At 36.6% G+C, this 17197-nt stretch carries 19 protein-coding genes; all 19 read left to right on the top strand.

Annotated features, from left to right (window positions below; all coding sequences use genetic code 11):
* The first annotated feature begins 10 nt into the window (after positions 1–10).
* Positions 11–1015: an acyltransferase family protein gene (locus DXA55_RS03695; RefSeq protein ID WP_117813051.1), complete on the top strand. Its 1005-nt coding sequence runs from the start codon at positions 11–13 to the stop codon at positions 1013–1015.
* A 1-nt stretch (position 1016) separates the two neighbouring features.
* The gene (locus DXA55_RS03700) at positions 1017–1994 is read left to right on the top strand and encodes an NAD-dependent epimerase/dehydratase family protein (RefSeq protein WP_117813052.1); all 978 of its coding nucleotides are present in this window, start codon (positions 1017–1019) and stop codon (positions 1992–1994) included.
* A gap of 1 nt (position 1995) precedes the next feature.
* Positions 1996–3042 carry a glycosyltransferase family 4 protein gene (locus DXA55_RS03705; RefSeq protein ID WP_117813053.1) on the top strand — a complete coding sequence of 349 codons (1047 nt, stop codon included), beginning with the start codon at positions 1996–1998 and terminating at the stop codon, positions 3040–3042.
* Positions 3042–4562, top strand: a complete 1521-nt coding sequence (wzy, locus tag DXA55_RS03710; RefSeq protein ID WP_117813054.1) for an O-antigen polysaccharide polymerase Wzy — start codon at positions 3042–3044, stop codon at positions 4560–4562. The genes DXA55_RS03705 and wzy overlap by 1 nt, the downstream gene beginning before the upstream one ends.
* On the top strand, positions 4559–5752 hold the full coding sequence (locus tag DXA55_RS03715; protein ID WP_117813055.1) for an O-antigen ligase family protein: 1194 nt from the start codon (positions 4559–4561) through the stop codon (positions 5750–5752). The genes wzy and DXA55_RS03715 overlap by 4 nt, the downstream gene beginning before the upstream one ends.
* Positions 5753–5784: 32 nt before the next feature.
* Entirely contained in the window at positions 5785–7239 is a 1455-nt protein-coding gene (locus DXA55_RS03720; protein ID WP_117813056.1) for a flippase, read from the top strand.
* On the top strand, positions 7232–8161 hold the full coding sequence (locus tag DXA55_RS03725; protein ID WP_117813057.1) for a glycosyltransferase: 930 nt from the start codon (positions 7232–7234) through the stop codon (positions 8159–8161). Before DXA55_RS03720 ends, DXA55_RS03725 begins: the two co-directional genes overlap by 8 nt.
* Positions 8162–8171: 10 nt before the next feature.
* On the top strand, positions 8172–9002 hold the full coding sequence (locus DXA55_RS03730; protein ID WP_117813058.1) for a LicD family protein: 831 nt from the start codon (positions 8172–8174) through the stop codon (positions 9000–9002).
* 16 nt (positions 9003–9018) lie between these two features.
* Entirely contained in the window at positions 9019–9453 is a 435-nt protein-coding gene (locus DXA55_RS03735) for an adenylyltransferase/cytidyltransferase family protein (RefSeq protein ID WP_117813059.1), read from the top strand.
* A 5-nt stretch (positions 9454–9458) separates the two neighbouring features.
* Positions 9459–10682 (top strand): DUF1015 domain-containing protein, encoded by a 1224-nt coding sequence (locus tag DXA55_RS03740; protein WP_117813060.1) that lies wholly within the window; start codon positions 9459–9461, stop codon positions 10680–10682.
* Positions 10683–10704: 22 nt separating this feature from the next.
* A complete protein-coding gene (locus DXA55_RS03745; RefSeq protein WP_158565026.1) occupies positions 10705–11100 on the top strand; it encodes an adenylyltransferase/cytidyltransferase family protein in 396 nt (131 codons plus the stop codon).
* 121 nt (positions 11101–11221) lie between these two features.
* Positions 11222–12265, top strand: a complete 1044-nt coding sequence (locus DXA55_RS03750) for an SGNH/GDSL hydrolase family protein (protein WP_117813062.1) — start codon at positions 11222–11224, stop codon at positions 12263–12265.
* Positions 12266–12350: 85 nt separating this feature from the next.
* On the top strand, positions 12351–12521 hold the full coding sequence (locus DXA55_RS17015; protein WP_158565027.1) for a hypothetical protein: 171 nt from the start codon (positions 12351–12353) through the stop codon (positions 12519–12521).
* Between the two features lie 335 nt (positions 12522–12856).
* Positions 12857–12982: a hypothetical protein gene (locus DXA55_RS18055; RefSeq protein WP_278309008.1), complete on the top strand. Its 126-nt coding sequence runs from the start codon at positions 12857–12859 to the stop codon at positions 12980–12982.
* A gap of 96 nt (positions 12983–13078) precedes the next feature.
* Positions 13079–13252: a hypothetical protein gene (locus DXA55_RS17020; protein ID WP_158565028.1), complete on the top strand. Its 174-nt coding sequence runs from the start codon at positions 13079–13081 to the stop codon at positions 13250–13252.
* Positions 13253–13312: 60 nt separating this feature from the next.
* Positions 13313–14314, top strand: coding sequence for a Stealth CR1 domain-containing protein (locus DXA55_RS03755; RefSeq protein WP_117813063.1), 1002 nt, complete (start codon positions 13313–13315; stop codon positions 14312–14314).
* A 131-nt stretch (positions 14315–14445) separates the two neighbouring features.
* Positions 14446–15480 (top strand): SGNH/GDSL hydrolase family protein, encoded by a 1035-nt coding sequence (locus DXA55_RS03760; RefSeq protein ID WP_117813064.1) that lies wholly within the window; start codon positions 14446–14448, stop codon positions 15478–15480.
* A 135-nt stretch (positions 15481–15615) separates the two neighbouring features.
* On the top strand, positions 15616–16479 hold the full coding sequence (locus DXA55_RS03765; RefSeq protein WP_117813065.1) for a hypothetical protein: 864 nt from the start codon (positions 15616–15618) through the stop codon (positions 16477–16479).
* Positions 16480–17065: 586 nt separating this feature from the next.
* On the top strand, positions 17066–17197 hold a 132-nt coding region (gene tnpA, locus DXA55_RS19155; RefSeq protein WP_442857657.1), incomplete at its 3' end, for an IS66 family insertion sequence element accessory protein TnpA.

Here is a 17197-nt window from a genome sequence, read left to right on the forward strand (position 1 = left end):
AGAGATTAAGATGATTCAATTTATAGAAGTTGTAAGGGCAATAGCTACTATGCTTATTGCTAACTCACATTTTAAAGGTGTTTATCCAACGGATCTGTTGTCGTTTGGTGGTGGCTTTGGATTAGCACTGTTTTATATGATCAGCGGTTTTCTATTGGCAAATATTAAACCGAATGCAAAACTGACATCCTGGTATACAAAGAAAGTCGTTCGTTTATACATACCGTTAGTTATTTTGAAATTGATTGAAATGCTTATTGGATACCTGAAAATTGAAACGGTGGGGCAGTTCTTTAGAGAGTTTATTTTTCCAGCATCTTGGTTTGGTGCATCGATGATTATTCTCTATTTGGTATATTACTGGATTGTCAAATTTTTATATGCAAAAAAGGGCATGTCATCAATTTGGATTGTCGATATATTCGTTGCAATATCTTTTTTAGTAATGTTTGTCACGAAGAGTAAAGTTGGAATGTTTAGCTTGGAAACATTACAAATTGCTGATTCGTTTGGAATCGAAACACCTTATATTATCTCGCTCCCGATTTGGCTGACTTCAATGCTGGTAGGTTTTCAACTTAGAAAGCGGTATGACAGTTTGAAAACAAAGCAAAAAGGAAAAAAGAAATGGCTGTACATAGGCGGTATTTTTATCTTTATGATTGCCTTTTTTGTAGTAAAGCTTTTTGAAAAGCGAGGAGCAGAAACAGTTTTGATGATTTCTCTTCCCGTTATTTATGTTGGCTTTGCTTATTGCGTATTCTGCTTTTTAAGAGAATTGGAAGAAAAAGTACAAAAATTCCCAGATAACATCCTAAAGCAGGTGGTCTTTCTCGTGAGTTCATGCTCACTGGAAATTTATTATATTCAATTCCCATGGATTCATCTGTTCAGGAATTATGTCTTTCCGCTGAATTGGATTTTAATTGTTTCCGTTACTGTGGTTAGCGGATATGTGCTACATCGTATTTCTAATATTGTATTTGATATGTTTATGAGGAAAGTTGGTAAATAAAATGAGTAAAAAAATATTATTGACAGGTGCATCGGGTTTTATTGGAACGAACCTTTTGGAAGATCTGCTTGCAAAAGGATATGAAGTAAAGAATTTGGATTGGAATGAGCCTAAAATTCCTGCCCGAAAAAATCTTTGGGAAGATGTGAATATTATCAATTACGAAGATTTTGAAAAAGCAGTCGTCGGCTTTAATCCGGACTATATTGTTCATCTGGCAGCAAGAACCGATTTGGATGGAAAAACACTTGAAGATTATGACCAGAATATTACCGGCGTTGAAAACCTTATGAAAATTATTCATAAGCTGCCGAATCTGAAGAAAATCATAATAACGTCCTCTAAATTTGTTACAAGAAATGGATATAAAATTAAGAATCAACATGACTATTGCCCGCATACAAAGTATGGCGAAAGCAAAGTAGAAACTGAGATTCGTGTGTGGAATGATACACCTGATTGTGACTGGTGCATTATCCGGCCGACATCGATTTGGGGACCTTGGTTTGGGGTTCCTTATAGAAATTTCTTTGATATGGTTATGCGGCGGATGTATTTCCACATTGGACATATCAAGTGCCATAAGACTTATGGATATATTGGCAATGCAATTTACCAGATTGAGCAGCTTCTCTTTAATGAAACGAAAGATGAGAATAATAAGGTTTTCTACATAGGCGATGAACCACCGTATGAGATTAATGAGTGGGCAGATGAGATCGCAGCAGAATTGGGATTTAAGGTTCCGACCATGCCAGTTTGGTTTGTAAAATGTCTGGCAAAATTTGGCGATTTTCTGGGGTTGTTCCATATCCACTTCCCGATGCAGTCTTTTCGATTTGGGAATATGACGAATGATGGAATCAATGATATGAGTAATACTTACAAAATTGCTCCTGAAATGCCTTATACAAGACTTGAGGGAACCAAGGAAACGATTGCTTGGATTAATAAATACGAAAAAAGAAAGGGTAAATAATATGACAGCAGCGGATTCATTGATTGGATTGGTAAATCCAAAACCCAATAGCACTGTTATGATTTACGATGTCCATGCCAGTGAATCAGGTGCATTAGCAATCCTTGATGATTTATATAAACAAATTAGAGCGTATACCGACAAATCTGTGAAATGGGTATTTATTGTAAGTACGCCACATTATGAAGAAACGAAAGAAATTACAGTAAGAAGATTCCCGTGGGTGAAAAAAAACTGGGGTTATAGATATTACTTTGACACAGTAACAACGAGAAAACTCCTTAATGAATTTAAACCAGATAAAGTTTTTTCGCTACAGAATAAAGGTATAGATTTCTATAACAAAGAACAGCTGGTGTATTTACATTTGCCGTTCATACTTACAGATCATAAATTTAGTATGAAAGTCGATGGGAAAAAACTTTGGGCATATCAAAACATCATCAGTAAAAGCATTTTCAGATCACTTCGGAAAGTGGATATGACTATCGTGCAGACGCAGTGGATGAAAGATGCACTTGTAAAAAAGGCTGGTGTAAATGCAGATAAAATTGTAATTCAGCAGCCGTATATTAAATGTAATGACATAAAAAAATTTGTGGATTGTCCAGAGAACAGGAAACGGATTTTTTATCCGGCAACTTCGTTTACATATAAGAACCACAGGACGCTTTTGAAAGCTTTGGATTATGCGCAACGAAAAGGGTTGAAAGATTACGAGGTTATCTTTACGATTCGTCCAGATGAGAATGAATGTACACGGCAGCTTCAAGAATTTGCGGAAAAGAACAGTTTAAATGTAAAGTTCAATGGACCGATTCCAAGAGAAAAGGTTTTTGAGATGTATGCAAAATCGATTCTGGTATTCCCGTCTTATGTTGAGTCTTTTGGACTTCCGCTACTTGAGGCAAAGCTGACCGGGACATATATCATAGCGAGTGACACGCCATTTTGTCGAGAAATATTGAATGGCTATGATAACGTGGAATTCTTTGAAGAGATGGATTACAAGAAACTTGGCGAACAGATTCTTTTGAGGATGCAGTAATGGGAAGATATTTAATAAAAAAAAGTCAAATAGTTGCGATAATGGTGTTCCTCATAGAGATTTTAGGTGCTTTAGCATTGGCCCAGACCAATACAACTGAAAGCGTTTTGGAGAGAATTGGATGGGTTGCGATTTTGTACTGTATCCTTTCTGTGAGTGTTCTGTACTATGTTAGAAGAGAGTGGGATATTTTTCTTATATTCATGGTAATGTGTTATTTGTTCTCTTTTGGACAGTGCATTTTAGTAGCATTTGGATATAAGTTGGGGATTTTTGCTTTCTCAATGGCTAGAGGATTCTTTTCAAATAAAGAAATTTTGGATGCGGGTGCATTTAGTTTTTTTTCAATTGCTTTGACAGGCATTGGGTTTTGCCTATATCGGAAGACAAATATTGGCGGTAAGACAGCAATTCGCCCGGTGCCTACTAGCAATAATTTGTGCAAAATAGCATGGGTTCTTTTGATTGTATCAGCGGTTCCAACTTTTTATGAACTATATAAGGATATGACAACCGTATTTTCAGTAGGATATGGAAATACTTTGGGAAATGCTACAGGCATTGACAAGATATTTGTACTGATATCGGGATTCTATATAAGCGCAGTGCTAATACTGTATTGCTTTGAGGAAAAGAAACGTTACATAGTGTACCTTGCATTGGGCTTATATTCAATAATGCAATTGCTTGGAGGAAGCCGGATATCAGTTTTTCGATTGGCGATAGTTCTACTGATTATAAGTAATCTACTTCGTAAGGAAATTAATAAGAAAAGATTAGTATGGATTTTCTTATTTGGGCTTATAGGAGTGTTTGCTTTTTCATTTGTGTCAAGTGCAAGAAATTACATTTATTTAGCCGACGATGTTCAACTGTTCTTTAAGAAAACAGCAGGCGACCTGTGGGAAAACAACTTTATAATTTCTGCCATTAAAGAAATGGGAAACACACAGGTTATTAATACGCTGGTATATTCTTTGTGTCCGTCAAAAGTTGAATATCGATATGGTTTATCTTTTGTTAGGAGCATTTACAGTATTTTCCCTAATGTTTTCAATTTGAAATACATCAGTATTGATGAGATCTTTTCTGGGTTCTACACTGTAACCAATGCTGGATGTGGTGCATCTTTTATAGCAGAAGGATATTGGAATTTTGGATATTTTTCTGCATTTTTCTTCCTTGCTTTAGGATATATATGGGCAGTGTTGGCGGATAGATTTAAAAGAATCTGTAACGAGGAATATGTAAATCCAGAAAAAGCATTTTTGATTGTATATTTAATGTACTTTATGATTTTTCTTGTTAGGAGTGAAAGTATCGAATTGGGTCGATCTTTTGTATATTATGCGTTGGTCCCGATTTTGATGAGTAAAACATTACATAGCAACCGGGGGGGGGTAAGACAAGCTAAAGAACAGATTGCTCTTATTCTCTCTTCCCTCAAATACGAATTTCAAAAAGCACATGGTGTGTTACAGTATTGCTACTTCTCTGAGAGGGAGGTGGCGATGCTGTGATACGTGTACGAGATTTTAAACAGGTTATTAGTGGAGCTTTTCTAATTGGATTTTTTCTGCTTTTGCTGTTTTGCGTTTCTGGAGAAAGTGAACTAAGTAAAAGAATCGTTGTCTTTTCGATAGAAGGAAGTAAGCCTATTCTTGCAGCAATTATGTTGTTATTGGCTTTCTGCCTTACATGTGTTCATGGAATGAAGGTGAGAACAGACAGTATAACAAAGCTGCTGATAGTAAGATTTGTTCTTTATTTGATACCTTGCTTTTTTGTACGGGAAAGTTCTCAGTTACAGATTGGTTTGATTGCGGCTGTTGCTTGCTCCTTTATGGCGTATTCAGTTGGAAAGGAAGGTATATGTACAGATAAATTTATAGCCTTTGTAATGTGTGTAGCAGCCATTGTCATATCGTTGCAGGTTCTTACAACAGCGCAGGTAAGAGGTCTGAGCATTAATTCATCGGATTTGAAATGGTGGATGGTTATACCAATAGGCCAGACAAATGCGATTGGAACCTACTTTATACCAATGATTATTGTGATAGATGGATATAGAAACACAAGAAAAGGAATGTTTAGAAACATTCTAACAATCATAGAAATCTGCCTGATGGCATCAATTTTGTTTATGGGTTCAAGATCGACACTAATATTAATAGGAATCTATCTGATTATTCGGTATTTAGTGCCACGGGCTAAAATCAGCAAGCAGATGATGATAAGAATGCTGGTAGTTGTTCCAATTATTCTTGTAGGCTTAATAGTTTTCTTGATGAAAAATAAGAACGTTATAGCACAATTTGCCGGTCAGTTTAGTTTCGACTCTTTGACGTACACAAGATTTAAGGTCTATCAAGAAGCCTTGGCTGTATTTGGACAGCATTTTTCATTTGGTAGGGGAGCATATGCCTATAAAGTATATGATGCTGTAATGGCACATAATTTTGTGCTTGAGTCTTTGATTGAAAGTGGAATATTGGGTTCGATTCCTTTCTTTGTAGCGTTAATTATATGTTTGAAGAGAATGAACCAATCGAAGAGAATGCAAAATACTTATTTGTATGCAGTGGGATTCATGTTGATCAAAGCATTGATGGAGCCGACATTTTATTTATCATCTTTCGAGATTTTCTTTTGGCTGTTTGTAGGATTTGGCATGCGTCAGGAAGAAAATAACGAAGAGATAGTAATCTAATTTAAAAATGAATTCCAGGAAGGATCAGTGATATGAAACAAAAATCGTTAGGAGTAAATGCGTTGCTTAATGGAATAAAGCAATGTTGTTCAATAATATTTCCGCTTATTACATTTCCATATATTTCTCGTGTACTGGGAAGTGATGGGTATGGAAAATATAGCTTCTCGTACTCTGTGACGAATTATTTTATATTGCTGGCCGCTCTTGGAGTTTATACATATGCGATTCGTGAAGGTGCCAAAATACGAGATGATCAAAAAGCAATAAATCAATTTTGCTCGCAGGTTTTCTCAATCAATGTTTGTTCTGCAGCGATTTCATTACTGTTACTTTTTGCTATGGTATTTTTTCTGCCTAAATTTTCTGGGTATAAAGCATACATCTTCATTCAGAGCACTGCGATTGTGATGGCTGTCATAGGAACGGACTGGGTCAATGGCATATTTGAGGATTACTTTTATATCACAGTACGATATATAGCGGTTCAGTGTATATGCTTATTGGCAATGTTTGTTTTTGTAAGACAGCCGGAAGATATTATTCCGTATTGCATTATATCGGTTTTGGCAACAAATGGTGGAAACCTGATTAATGTATTTTACATTCGTAAATATGCAAAAATAAGATTCACATTCGATATGGATTTAAAAAGACATTTAGTGCCGCTGTTGATCCTGTTTGTGAATTCGATTGCGATTACGATCTATGTAAACTCGGACATTACCATGCTTGGATTCTTTGAATCTGATGCACAGGTAGGCGTTTACAGCTTTGCGTCCAAAATATACAACTTGCTGAAACAGTTGATTAATGCGGTAATCGTTGTCTCAGTTCCTCGTATTGCATATATTTTAAAAAACAAGCCTGAAGAATATAAGGTGTTCATAAATAGAATTTTTTCAGCCTTAAACATCATACTGCTTCCGATAATTGTTGGGATGTTCTGTATGAGCGATTCCATGATTTTGCTTGCCGGCGGTGAACAGTATATTTCGGGTGATGCTGCATTGAAGATACTGAGTGTTGCTACGCTGTTTGCAATATATGCATCACTCTTTACAAACTGTGTGTTGATTGTTAACCGCCAAGAAAAATATTGTCTTAATGCGACTGTTATTTCTGCAATTGTAAATGTTGGGCTAAATTTTATATTGATGTCGTGGCTGGATATGATTGGCGCAGCAATTACAACAGTAATAGCTGAGTTGGTGAACTGCGTGATGCAGATGCACTTTTCAAAACCGTTTTTTGATTGGAGAACGTTGGAATTGAAACCAATTGTTTCGTGCATTTGTGGTAGTGCGTTTATCGGAATTATTTGTTTGCTGTGCAATAGTTTCTTCCATAGTAGCTTGATGAAGATGGCTTGTGCTGTTGCGTTTTCTGCTTTGGTGTATGTGATGACTTTGATTGTTATGAGAAATCCATACGCCGTTGCTGCCGTGGATGTTATAAAGAAGAAAATGAGGAAGAGCAATGGATAAGAGAGTGTCAGTCGTTATGACGACTTATAACGGACAAAAATATTTGCGGGAACAAATGGATTCTTTGCGTGAGCAGACAATGCCAATTGACGAAGTAATTATCATGGATGATTGTTCCACGGATTGTACGCCAGATTTAGTGAGTTCTTATATAAAAGAACACGATCTAAAAGATTGGAACTTGGTTCAGAATGAGCAGAACCAAGGATGGAAGAAAAACTTTAAGAGCGGTTTTGATTTAGCAACTGGCGATTACATTTTTCCGTGCGATCAAGATGATATTTGGCATTTTGATAAAGTTGAAAAGATGGTAGAGTGTATGGAAAATAATCCCAAAATTGAATTGCTTGCAGCAAATTACGTTACTTTTTTTTCAGAAAATGATACTGGTAGCGGCAGTAAGCTATACGCCTCAAGAAGTAAAACGATGAAGGCAGATGGAAGCTTAGAAGTCTTTGGAATTGATCCCAAGTGGCCCTATATTAATCGTCCAGGATGTGTGTTCTGCTTCACAAAAACGTTTTACGACTCAATTAAGGATAAATGGAACACAAAATACCCACATGATGCAATACTGTGGCGTTTTGCAAGGATGGATCATGCTTTAGGATTGTTCAATTACCCAGTAATAGAATTCCGTAGACATGGTGACAATGCAACAAGTGAAGAGAATAGAACCAAAGAAAGTAGGATTCAAACCTTTAATGATTATATTCGTTTTCATGAGATGGGCTTGGAACGAGTAACGTCAGAGAATGACAAGGAAATACTAAATAATGGAATCAAATTCCTGAAATTAAGAAAAAAATTCTTTGAGACAGGCCATATTCTTATTTGGATGAAACTTGCTGTCGTATATCATGAGTATTATCTTTCCACGAGAGGTTGCTTGGGCGATTTGTATTTTGTATATAGAAAGTGAGTGAAATGAAATGGATAATGAAACTTTGCGCAAGGTTCAGTTGGCACAGTTGGAAATCGGAAAAGAAATCAAGAGAGTGTGTGATGAAAATAATATTAATTATTTTCTTGATTCTGGAACTCTTTTGGGAGCAATTCGCCATAAGGGATTTATCCCATGGGATGATGACATGGACATGGGAATGCTCAGAGAAGATTATGAGAAATTCCTTGAAATTGCACCTAAAAAATTGAAACCAGAGTATTTTCTTCAGACTTGGAAGACAGATACAAGTTATCCCTATGCATTTGCAAAGGTGAGAAAAAAGGGCACGATTTTTATTGAAGCGGTTTCACAGAAAACAAATGCGCATAATGAAATATTCGTAGACATTTTTCCTTATGATGTATACCCTGATGACGAGAAGGTCAGAAGAAAATTAGCAAAAAAGATTATGCTTCTTAAGTATAGCTTATGGATGAAAGATGGCATGACACCATGGTTGAGACATAAAGGTACACTGGATAGATTACTGGTAAGAGCAAAGTATATGCCTTATGCTGTTTATGCAATGACTCACAGTCGAGAGTCAATGATTGAAAGTTACGAAAAAATTATGCCAATGCATAATACAGAAGCATCCAAATATTATGTTGAACAATCCGGCGGAACGCCATTTGGAAAGTGGATTATTCCTACAGAGTGTTTTGAAAAATTTGTTGAAGTGAATTTTGAGGATACAACATTTTTGGTTCCTCAAAAGTATGATTTGTATTTAAAGACATCATATGGCGATTATATGCAGCTTCCGCCCGTTGAAAAACGTGGGAATTGGCATCAAATTGTAGAGGTTAAAGTTTGATAGGGGGAAATATAAAATGAAAAAGTATCATATTGGATATACATGCGGAGTGTTTGATCTTTTCCATGTGGGACATCTGAACCTTTTGGAAAGATGCAAAGAGATGTGCGATATTCTTATTGTTGGTGTCTGTGATGACAAGTATGTTACTGAGATCAAGAAAAAACAGCCTGTTTACCCAGAAGGTCAAAGAGTGAGAATTTTGAATGCTCTAAAAGTTGTAGACAGAGCCGAGTTAGTAACGATTGAAGAAACCGATGACAAGATGTTGGCATTAAAGAAATTTGGGTTTGATGTTCTGTTTTCTGGAGATGACTGGAAGGGATCTGAGCGTTATATGCGTACAGAAAAGCAGTTTGCAGAGTATGGAGCTTCAATTGAGTATTTACCATATACACATGGAATAAGCACTACAGAAATTAAAGAAAAAATGAAAGAACAGAAAGTATAATCGAGATGGTATTTGAAAAAACGGATATTTTACTTCCCAAAATTAAAGATTATAGAAAGTGGGCAGTTGTTGCATGTGATCAATTCACATCACAACCTGAATACTGGGAAAATGTGCAAAAATATGTCGGAAATGAAGCATCTACATATAATTTGATTTTACCGGAAGCACAACTGTCGGAAAATAATGATAATAAAATAGCTAATATTAATGAAGCAATGAACAGCTATTTAAAAGAGAATATTTTTGAAACATATAATAATTCGTATATATATGTTGAACGAAGATTAAAAAATGGTGCCATTCGTAAAGGTATAGTTGGTGCAATTGACTTGGAAGATTACGATTATAAACCAAACGCAAAATCTAAAATTAGGGCAACAGAAAAAACAGTGGTAGAACGCATACCGCCAAGAGTCAAGATCCGTGAGAATGCGAACATTGAATTGCCTCATATATTGCTTTTGTGTGATGACCAAAAGCATCAATTGCTGGAATCGATTGAAACGATTAAAGAAAAGCTAGAAATACTATATGATTTCGATTTGATGCAGGATGGAGGACACATCACTGGATGGCTTGTATCAGAAGACAAAGCAGAGATATTTGATGCTGCTTTAGAAAAGTATTTACAAGATATTAGAGAAAAGTATTATGGATTAGATGAAAATCCGATGATCTTTGCTGTAGGAGATGGAAACCACTCGCTTGCTACGGCGAAAGAATGCTATGAACAGCAAAAGAAAGCTTTTGGAACAAGCATAAAGTCAAGATATGCGTTAGTTGAGCTAGAGAATTTGCAGGACGAATCACAACAGTTTGAACCCATACATAGGTTGCTAATGAATGTTGATATCAGTGATTTTCTTACAAAAATAAAAACAATATGCGTATCATACAGTAAGCATAAGGTGGAATATTATACAAAGGAAGAACGAGGCGTACTGTATTTAGATGAAAATCTAGGAGAATTAACGGTCGGCATTTTACAAAGATTTTTAGATGATTACGTCAAAACAAATAATTGCGGCATTGATTATATTCACGATGATGATGTTTTAAAGAAACTGAGTTGTAAATCCGATTGTATAGGGCTTTTATTATCAGGCATCGATAAAGAAAATTTGTTTTCTGAAATCATAAAAAATGGTTCGTTGCCACGAAAAACGTTTTCTATGGGACATGCTCAGGAAAAAAGATATTATATTGAATCAAGAAGAATTAAGTGATAAGAATATATGGAGGACGAACATGAAAAAGGTCGTGACATTTGGAGTATATGATTACTTCCATTTAGGACATCTTCGGTTATTTAAAAATGCGAAAAAACTTGGGGATTGGCTAATAGTTGCTGTTCAGGACGGCGATTATATATTGAAGACAAAACCGAATGCCAAAGTAATGTATACAACAGAGCAAAGGAAAGAACTGGTTGGTGCGTTGCGTGTAGTTGATGAAGTGGTAAGCTATACAGATGTTGATGTGACTATCAAGACATTAGATTTTGACGTTTTTGCAGTTGGCGAGGATCAAAATCATGCAGGATTTCAAAAAGCTATTGAGTGGTGTAAAGAAAATGGAAAAGAAGTTGTACGCATGAAAAGAACACCTGGAATTTGTTCATCGGAAATCAAGAAAAGTCTATAAACAAGGAGAGTATGAATGAGTCATAATCGTCGGGGGGGGGTACCGCAGTAGCTCCCAGAAAAATGTAATACTATCGATCATTATAGTTTTGCTTGCTGTGCTCCTTGGAGTTCTCCTCTGGATGAACAAAAAGGATGAGGATAAGAAATCGGCAGAACTACAAGCACTGAATGCAAAACTGTATCAGGAAGAGCAGGAGCAAGAAGCGGCATTAAAACAGAAAAAGGCAGAGGATAGCTTTTATCAGAAGCTATCAGATGGTTTTGACGTTAATGTTTTGGTTGTGGGAGATTCAATCGGCGCAGGTGCTGGCACAGAAACAGATGGACAACAGTGGTTTAAACAGTTACAAGCATATTTAAGGACTGTTAATAAAGCATCTGTATCCGTAACAAATGTCTCAATGGGTGGTAATACCTCCTATGCTGGTTATGTCCGGACAATGGCACTGGATGATGACATCGACTACGACTTAGTAATTATCTGCTATGGTCAGAATGATGGATCAGATGGGTTTTCTACATATTATGAATCCATTATCCAAGCTATCAGAAGTAAATACCCGGATTGCTCCATTATCTCGATTTTGGAATCTTCTCAGCGTGAGTATACGGATAAGATGATAACAATCCAAAGCATCTGTGACCATTATGGAATACCTGTAGCGGATACGATTGCAACATTCAATAATGCTGGTAAGGCTTATGATGAGTTGTCAAATGACGGTGTTCATCCGAATGATGCGGGGCAGGAAATTTACTACGAAACCGTAAAGGCTGTTATTGATGAAAATGTAGCTGCATCTACCGGAAAAATGGGAGATGCAGAGGTCATCAACAAAGATGTGCATAAGTTCGATAACTTTATCTGGTATGGAGCGGATACCGATTTTGAGCGTGTAGATGATACGACCTTTACTCTGAATGCATCTGCATCTGGTATTTTTGGTATCGATTATACCTATGAATCTGGCGATAACAAGGCGGATATCTATGTGGATGGCGAGCTGTATGAATCTCCTACCGTCACGTTTAACTATGACTTCTCCCAGCGGCATATCATGGTGGTCAGTGATGACTGCACAGTAGAGAAGGAAATCAAAGTTGTGTTCAACAGCAAAGAACAAGCAGATGGTTTCCGTGGAATGTGCTTTAGTTGGAAGTAACAATTTAGGCCGTGTGAGATTGATCACACGGTAGCTGCTCAAATCTTCACACACCTCTCCGTGGTGAGTAGCAGGCAACGGTCTTATGACTGTGGTAGAAAAAAGTGCCAGACCCCTGGTACTAAACAAAATGGAAAAACAACTTACTAGACCAGAATGGGTTGCTAACTTAGCACAGGACGAAAAAGGACTGTATATATCTTCTGTAAATACAGCAGGCATGGCCGGATCAATTTGGTCTGGAATTTCTTTTTGAACCAAAAGTGATTTGGTGTTTATTAATAAGCTTCTTCATGATGTGGATTGGAATAATCCAGCCACAAAAAAATTGTTTTGGGATGAGTTGTTCTTCCCATATTATCAAGAACGACATATTCATGTAAGACATATGGAAAATAATAACGAGATATTCGAGGTTGATTGCGAGGAAGATCTTGTAAAGATGAAAGAATTTGCAAATGATCCAATTTCTGTAGAAGATTTGAAAAAAACGTTAAGGGAAAAGTACAGAGAAAACGTGTAATTAGGTGGAGTTTCATAAGAAGAAAAGAATAAAGGTCGTGTGGGATATCATGCGGTAAGCACCTTTATGTGCAAGAAATTTCAGCATATGGAAAGTACCTTGTGGATAGGGAGATGTTTAAAGAAGAAATTTTGATTCCTTTTGAGGATGATGAATTTAAGGCTCTAAAAGAATACGATAAATTATTGAATTAAATGTATAGAGACTATATGATACCACCCCTAAAAGGAAAAAGATAAGATAGACATGGAGTGCTTAAGATATCTTTTAGAAACAATGAATAAATTATTATGGGTGCGGTTTCCCTGATTTTTACTTTGACAGAAAGTATTGAAGGAATTAAAATTGTGAAAACCATTGCAGGATTCCAGATTTTGATTATGGGAATTGCAATGGTAGTGATGTTTGTTATTTACATAATTAAACATGGGCGAGACAAAGAGATAAAAGATATGATGGGATGACAATTATACCATTGAGAAAGCACAAGGTGATTGTTTGATTGATTCTATGTGGAGAAAAATATGAATGAAGGTATAGATTTTGTGCTGATTTGGGTGGATGATAAAGATCCCAAATGGATAGCGGAAAAAAATAAATATAAGAGTAATGATATTCAAATTAATGTTCAATCAGATAGTGAGGTGCGTTATAGAGATTGGGACAATTTGAAGTATTGGTTTAGGGCTGTCGAGAAGTATGCACCATGGGTTAGAAAAGTACATTTTGTGACATGTGGGCAAAAACCAACGTGGCTTAATGAAAATAATCCGAAATTAAGGTTAGTGAATCATTCGGATTATATTGATGAAAAGTATCTTCCAACTTTTAGTTCTCATGTTATTGAATTGAATCTTCATAAGATACCCGGACTATCTGAACGTTTTGTTTATTTTAATGATGATACATTTATTAATAACTATGTCTCTGAAGATGATTTCTTTAAAGGAAATCTGCCGAGAGATAGCGCTATTTTAAATACTGTCAAAATGGATAGGAGAGGGATAACGCACATCATTGTAAATAATCTGTGTGTCATTTCAGAACACTTTATATTTAAAAAACAGTTCAGAGAAAATTGGCGAAAATGGATTAGCATAAAATACGGAAAAGAAATACTTAGAACGTTATGCTTGCTACCTTGGAATAGATATTCCGGCTTTTATGAACTCCATATTCCATATTCTTACTCTAAGAAAACATTTTGTGACGTTTGGAATTGTGAATCTGAGTATTTGTCTCAAGTGTGCGAACATAAATTTAGAGACGATAAAGATGTTAACCAATGGCTTATGAGGTATTGGCAGATTGCGAGTGGATATTTTGAACCACGATCTCCTAGCTTTGGGAAAATGTATGATGTAGGGGAGAATATAGGATCTATAATTAATGACATTAATAAAGGCATTCATAAAACGATTTGTATTAATGATTCTGAGCAATTGAAGGATTTTGAAGGTACAAAACGAAAAATACTGAAAGCGTTTGAAAATAAATTACCTGATAAATCATCTTTTGAGCTGTGAGCCTATTTGAAGAAAGGATTTAGTGAATATGAGTTATAAACATCGGGGGGTGTCGCAGTAACTCCCAGAAAGAATTGATATTAAAAATAATAACCGTTATATTGGCAATACTGCTGGGTGTCTTTCTATGGATGAATAAAGTGGAAGAAGATAAAAAATCTGCAGAACTTAGGGCACTCAATAAAAAACTATATCAAGAAGAACAGGAAAAACAGATCGCCTTGAAGCAGAAAGAAGCAGAGGATAGCTTCTATCAGAAACTGGTAGACGGTTTTGATGTGAATGTGCTGGTCGTAGGCGATTCGATTGCAGAAAATGGTCAGGGTGAAAAAGGCAGGTGTACTCTTCTTCAGAATAATTTGAGGAAAACCTATAATAATAGAGTATCTTTTACGAATGTCTCCATGGGTGGCAATGCCTCTTATGCCGGTTATGTCCGGACGATGACTCTGAACGATGATGTGGGCTATGACTTGGCGATTATCTGCTACGGTCAGAACGATGGTGCAGATGGCTTCTCCACGAACTATGAATCCATCATCCGAGCCATCAGAAGCAAGTACCCGGATTGCTCTATCATCTCTATTTTGGAATCTTCTCAGCGTGAGTATACCGAGAAAATGACTACTATTCAGAGCATTTGTGAGCTCTACTCTATTCCAATCGCAGATACAATCGATGCCTTTAACAATTTAGGAAAAGCATACGAAGACCTGTCAAATGATGGTGTTCACCCGAACGATGCTGGACAGGAAATTTACTTTGAAACCGTCAAGGAGGTCATTGACGATAACGTGGCTGCCTCCACAGGAAAGATGGCAGAAGCTGATGTGATCAATGCCGATGTACATAAGTTCGATAACTTCGTCTGGTACGACGCAAGCTCGGATTTTGTGCGTGTGGATGACACTACCTTTACCATCAGTACAAATGCATCTGGCATACTGGGTATCGACTATACCTATGAATCCGGAGATAACAAAGCAGATATCTATGTGGATGGTGAACTGTTTGAATCCCCAACAGTAACGTTCGATTATGACTCCTCCCAGAGACATATCTTGGTAGTCAGTGATGACTGCACAGTGAAGAATGAAATCAAAGTGGTCTTTACTAGTAAAGAGCAAGCTGATGGTTTCAAAGGAATGTGCTTCAGCTGGGAGTAAAAACAAAAGCCGTGTGGTTGTCCCACACGGTAGCTGCTCGGAAAATGCACACCGCTACGAGGTGAGCAGCAGGCAACGTTCAATGAACGGCTAAGAGGCAAAAAAGGAATTCTATAGGTAGTGAAGGAAAAATTTATGTATAGAAAAGTAATGCTTTCATTGACATTGCTATGTTTAATCCTATTAACACTAATTGCATGGAAAGTTGGTGTGTTTACGACAATTGCAGGTTTGCCATTTTTTCCGCTGATAGAGAAGATTATCACAAATACTTATTTTTCTGGTGTGTCTTGCAGTATCATTGGTGTCGTTATTATTTATAAATGGCAAGTGTGGTATAGCAAGAGAAAGCTAAAGCAAGATTTTAGATGTAATGAATGTATTGAAGATATATATGATGGTATTGAAACGGTTGGTAAATATGCACCATTAGTTCCAGAAAGAGAAAAAGGAAACAAAGACTGTGATTGCAATGAACTTCGCAAGAAAAATGCACAGAAATATGTTGGCTTTTATTTGGAACACAAAGGCGACGTCTATTTTGCGAATTTGGCATTGTCGTATGAAGGAAACGACTTGCTGATTGATTCTATTCAGTCATGTTTCTTCATTAATCTCAACTTCAAGTTACTGGAGATTCTGAATAATGTGAAGAATAGGTTGCCCAATCTCCGTAATAAATATCCTGAAATTGAAGAATTAGAAAAGAAATATAAGGAAACGCCTAACGAAGAATTAATGATACAACTGGGAGAAAAGCTGGCTTCATACTTTGTAGATGCAAGATTTATGGCAGGTTACTGGAAAGAACTGTTTGATTATTTGGAGTATGATCCAACATTCATTAAATTATTTGTAAAAACTTACAACACACGATATAAATTTGAAGATGATATAAAGTTGCCGGTGACGGTTAGAAATAATCAGATGATTGAGGTGAAGAGAGAGGTTAGAAGGGCGATTCTAAGAAATAAATTTAGAAATTTTTGGAAAAAATAATGCAGTGTATGTGAGAAAGGAGCAGCTTATGGACCAAGAACTATTCAACCCACAATCTTCTTCCGTAAGCTCCTCCCGAATCATTTACACCCCATCAACCTTTGCCAGAACATCTTTGCTACATTTGCAGGAGGTCGGCTCTTTGCAGGCTGTTCACCCACATGTATCTCAAAGAGAGGATTTAGTATCGTTCCTTTGTTTCATTGTTCTGTCTGGTAAGGGAGAACTTTCCTATGAGGAGCAAACATATCAGCTGGGTGAGGGAGACTGTGTGTTCATCGATTGTCGAAAGGCTTACAGCCATTCCACATCCAATGATCTCTGGTCGCTTCAATGGTGTCACTTTTATGCACCGTCCCTTCCGGCTGTATATGAAAAATACAAAGAGCGAGGCGGCCGACCTGTGTTTCATCCAGGTGATCTAACGCCCTTTACATCGTAAGTACAAAATAATTCGACGGATTGTGTTGCCCTAAAAAATATCCCATAATAATCAATAGAGAATGCAAGCATTTTACTTCATCTTTTCTTGCTAGAAATGATAGATGCGAGCATTTTACTCTATTAAAGTTATGGAGGTGTGCTCATGAGAAGCAAAAGAATACCTGCCGAAGAACAATACCGTCTCATCATGGAATGCCGTCAAAGTGGATTGACAGATCATCAATGGTGTGTGGAACATGATATCAAGCCAGGAACTTTTTACAACTGGGTAAAA

It is taken from the genome of Blautia sp. OF03-13, from assembly GCF_003460685.1.
GTDB classification, from domain to species: Bacteria; Bacillota; Clostridia; order Lachnospirales; family Lachnospiraceae; genus Fusicatenibacter; species Fusicatenibacter saccharivorans.

Bases quoted from the DNA above. Each gene is read 5' to 3' on its own strand.
- DXA55_RS03695 (WP_117813051.1), top strand. From the start codon at position 11: ATGATTCAATTTATAGAAGTTGTAAGGGCAATAGCTACTATGCTTATT.
- DXA55_RS03700 (WP_117813052.1), top strand. From the start codon at position 1,017: ATGAGTAAAAAAATATTATTGACAGGTGCATCGGGTTTTATTGGAACG.
- DXA55_RS03705 (WP_117813053.1), top strand. From the start codon at position 1,996: ATGACAGCAGCGGATTCATTGATTGGATTGGTAAATCCAAAACCCAAT.
- wzy (WP_117813054.1), top strand. From the start codon at position 3,042: ATGGGAAGATATTTAATAAAAAAAAGTCAAATAGTTGCGATAATGGTG.
- DXA55_RS03720 (WP_117813056.1), top strand. From the start codon at position 5,785: ATGAAACAAAAATCGTTAGGAGTAAATGCGTTGCTTAATGGAATAAAG.
- DXA55_RS03725 (WP_117813057.1), top strand. From the start codon at position 7,232: ATGGATAAGAGAGTGTCAGTCGTTATGACGACTTATAACGGACAAAAA.
- DXA55_RS03730 (WP_117813058.1), top strand. From the start codon at position 8,172: ATGGATAATGAAACTTTGCGCAAGGTTCAGTTGGCACAGTTGGAAATC.
- DXA55_RS03735 (WP_117813059.1), top strand. From the start codon at position 9,019: ATGAAAAAGTATCATATTGGATATACATGCGGAGTGTTTGATCTTTTC.
- DXA55_RS03740 (WP_117813060.1), top strand. From the start codon at position 9,459: ATGGTATTTGAAAAAACGGATATTTTACTTCCCAAAATTAAAGATTAT.
- DXA55_RS03745 (WP_158565026.1), top strand. From the start codon at position 10,705: ATGAAAAAGGTCGTGACATTTGGAGTATATGATTACTTCCATTTAGGA.
- DXA55_RS03750 (WP_117813062.1), top strand. From the start codon at position 11,222: ATGAACAAAAAGGATGAGGATAAGAAATCGGCAGAACTACAAGCACTG.
- DXA55_RS17015 (WP_158565027.1), top strand. From the start codon at position 12,351: ATGACTGTGGTAGAAAAAAGTGCCAGACCCCTGGTACTAAACAAAATG.
- DXA55_RS17020 (WP_158565028.1), top strand. From the start codon at position 13,079: ATGGGTGCGGTTTCCCTGATTTTTACTTTGACAGAAAGTATTGAAGGA.
- DXA55_RS03755 (WP_117813063.1), top strand. From the start codon at position 13,313: ATGAATGAAGGTATAGATTTTGTGCTGATTTGGGTGGATGATAAAGAT.
- DXA55_RS03760 (WP_117813064.1), top strand. From the start codon at position 14,446: ATGAATAAAGTGGAAGAAGATAAAAAATCTGCAGAACTTAGGGCACTC.
- DXA55_RS03765 (WP_117813065.1), top strand. From the start codon at position 15,616: ATGTATAGAAAAGTAATGCTTTCATTGACATTGCTATGTTTAATCCTA.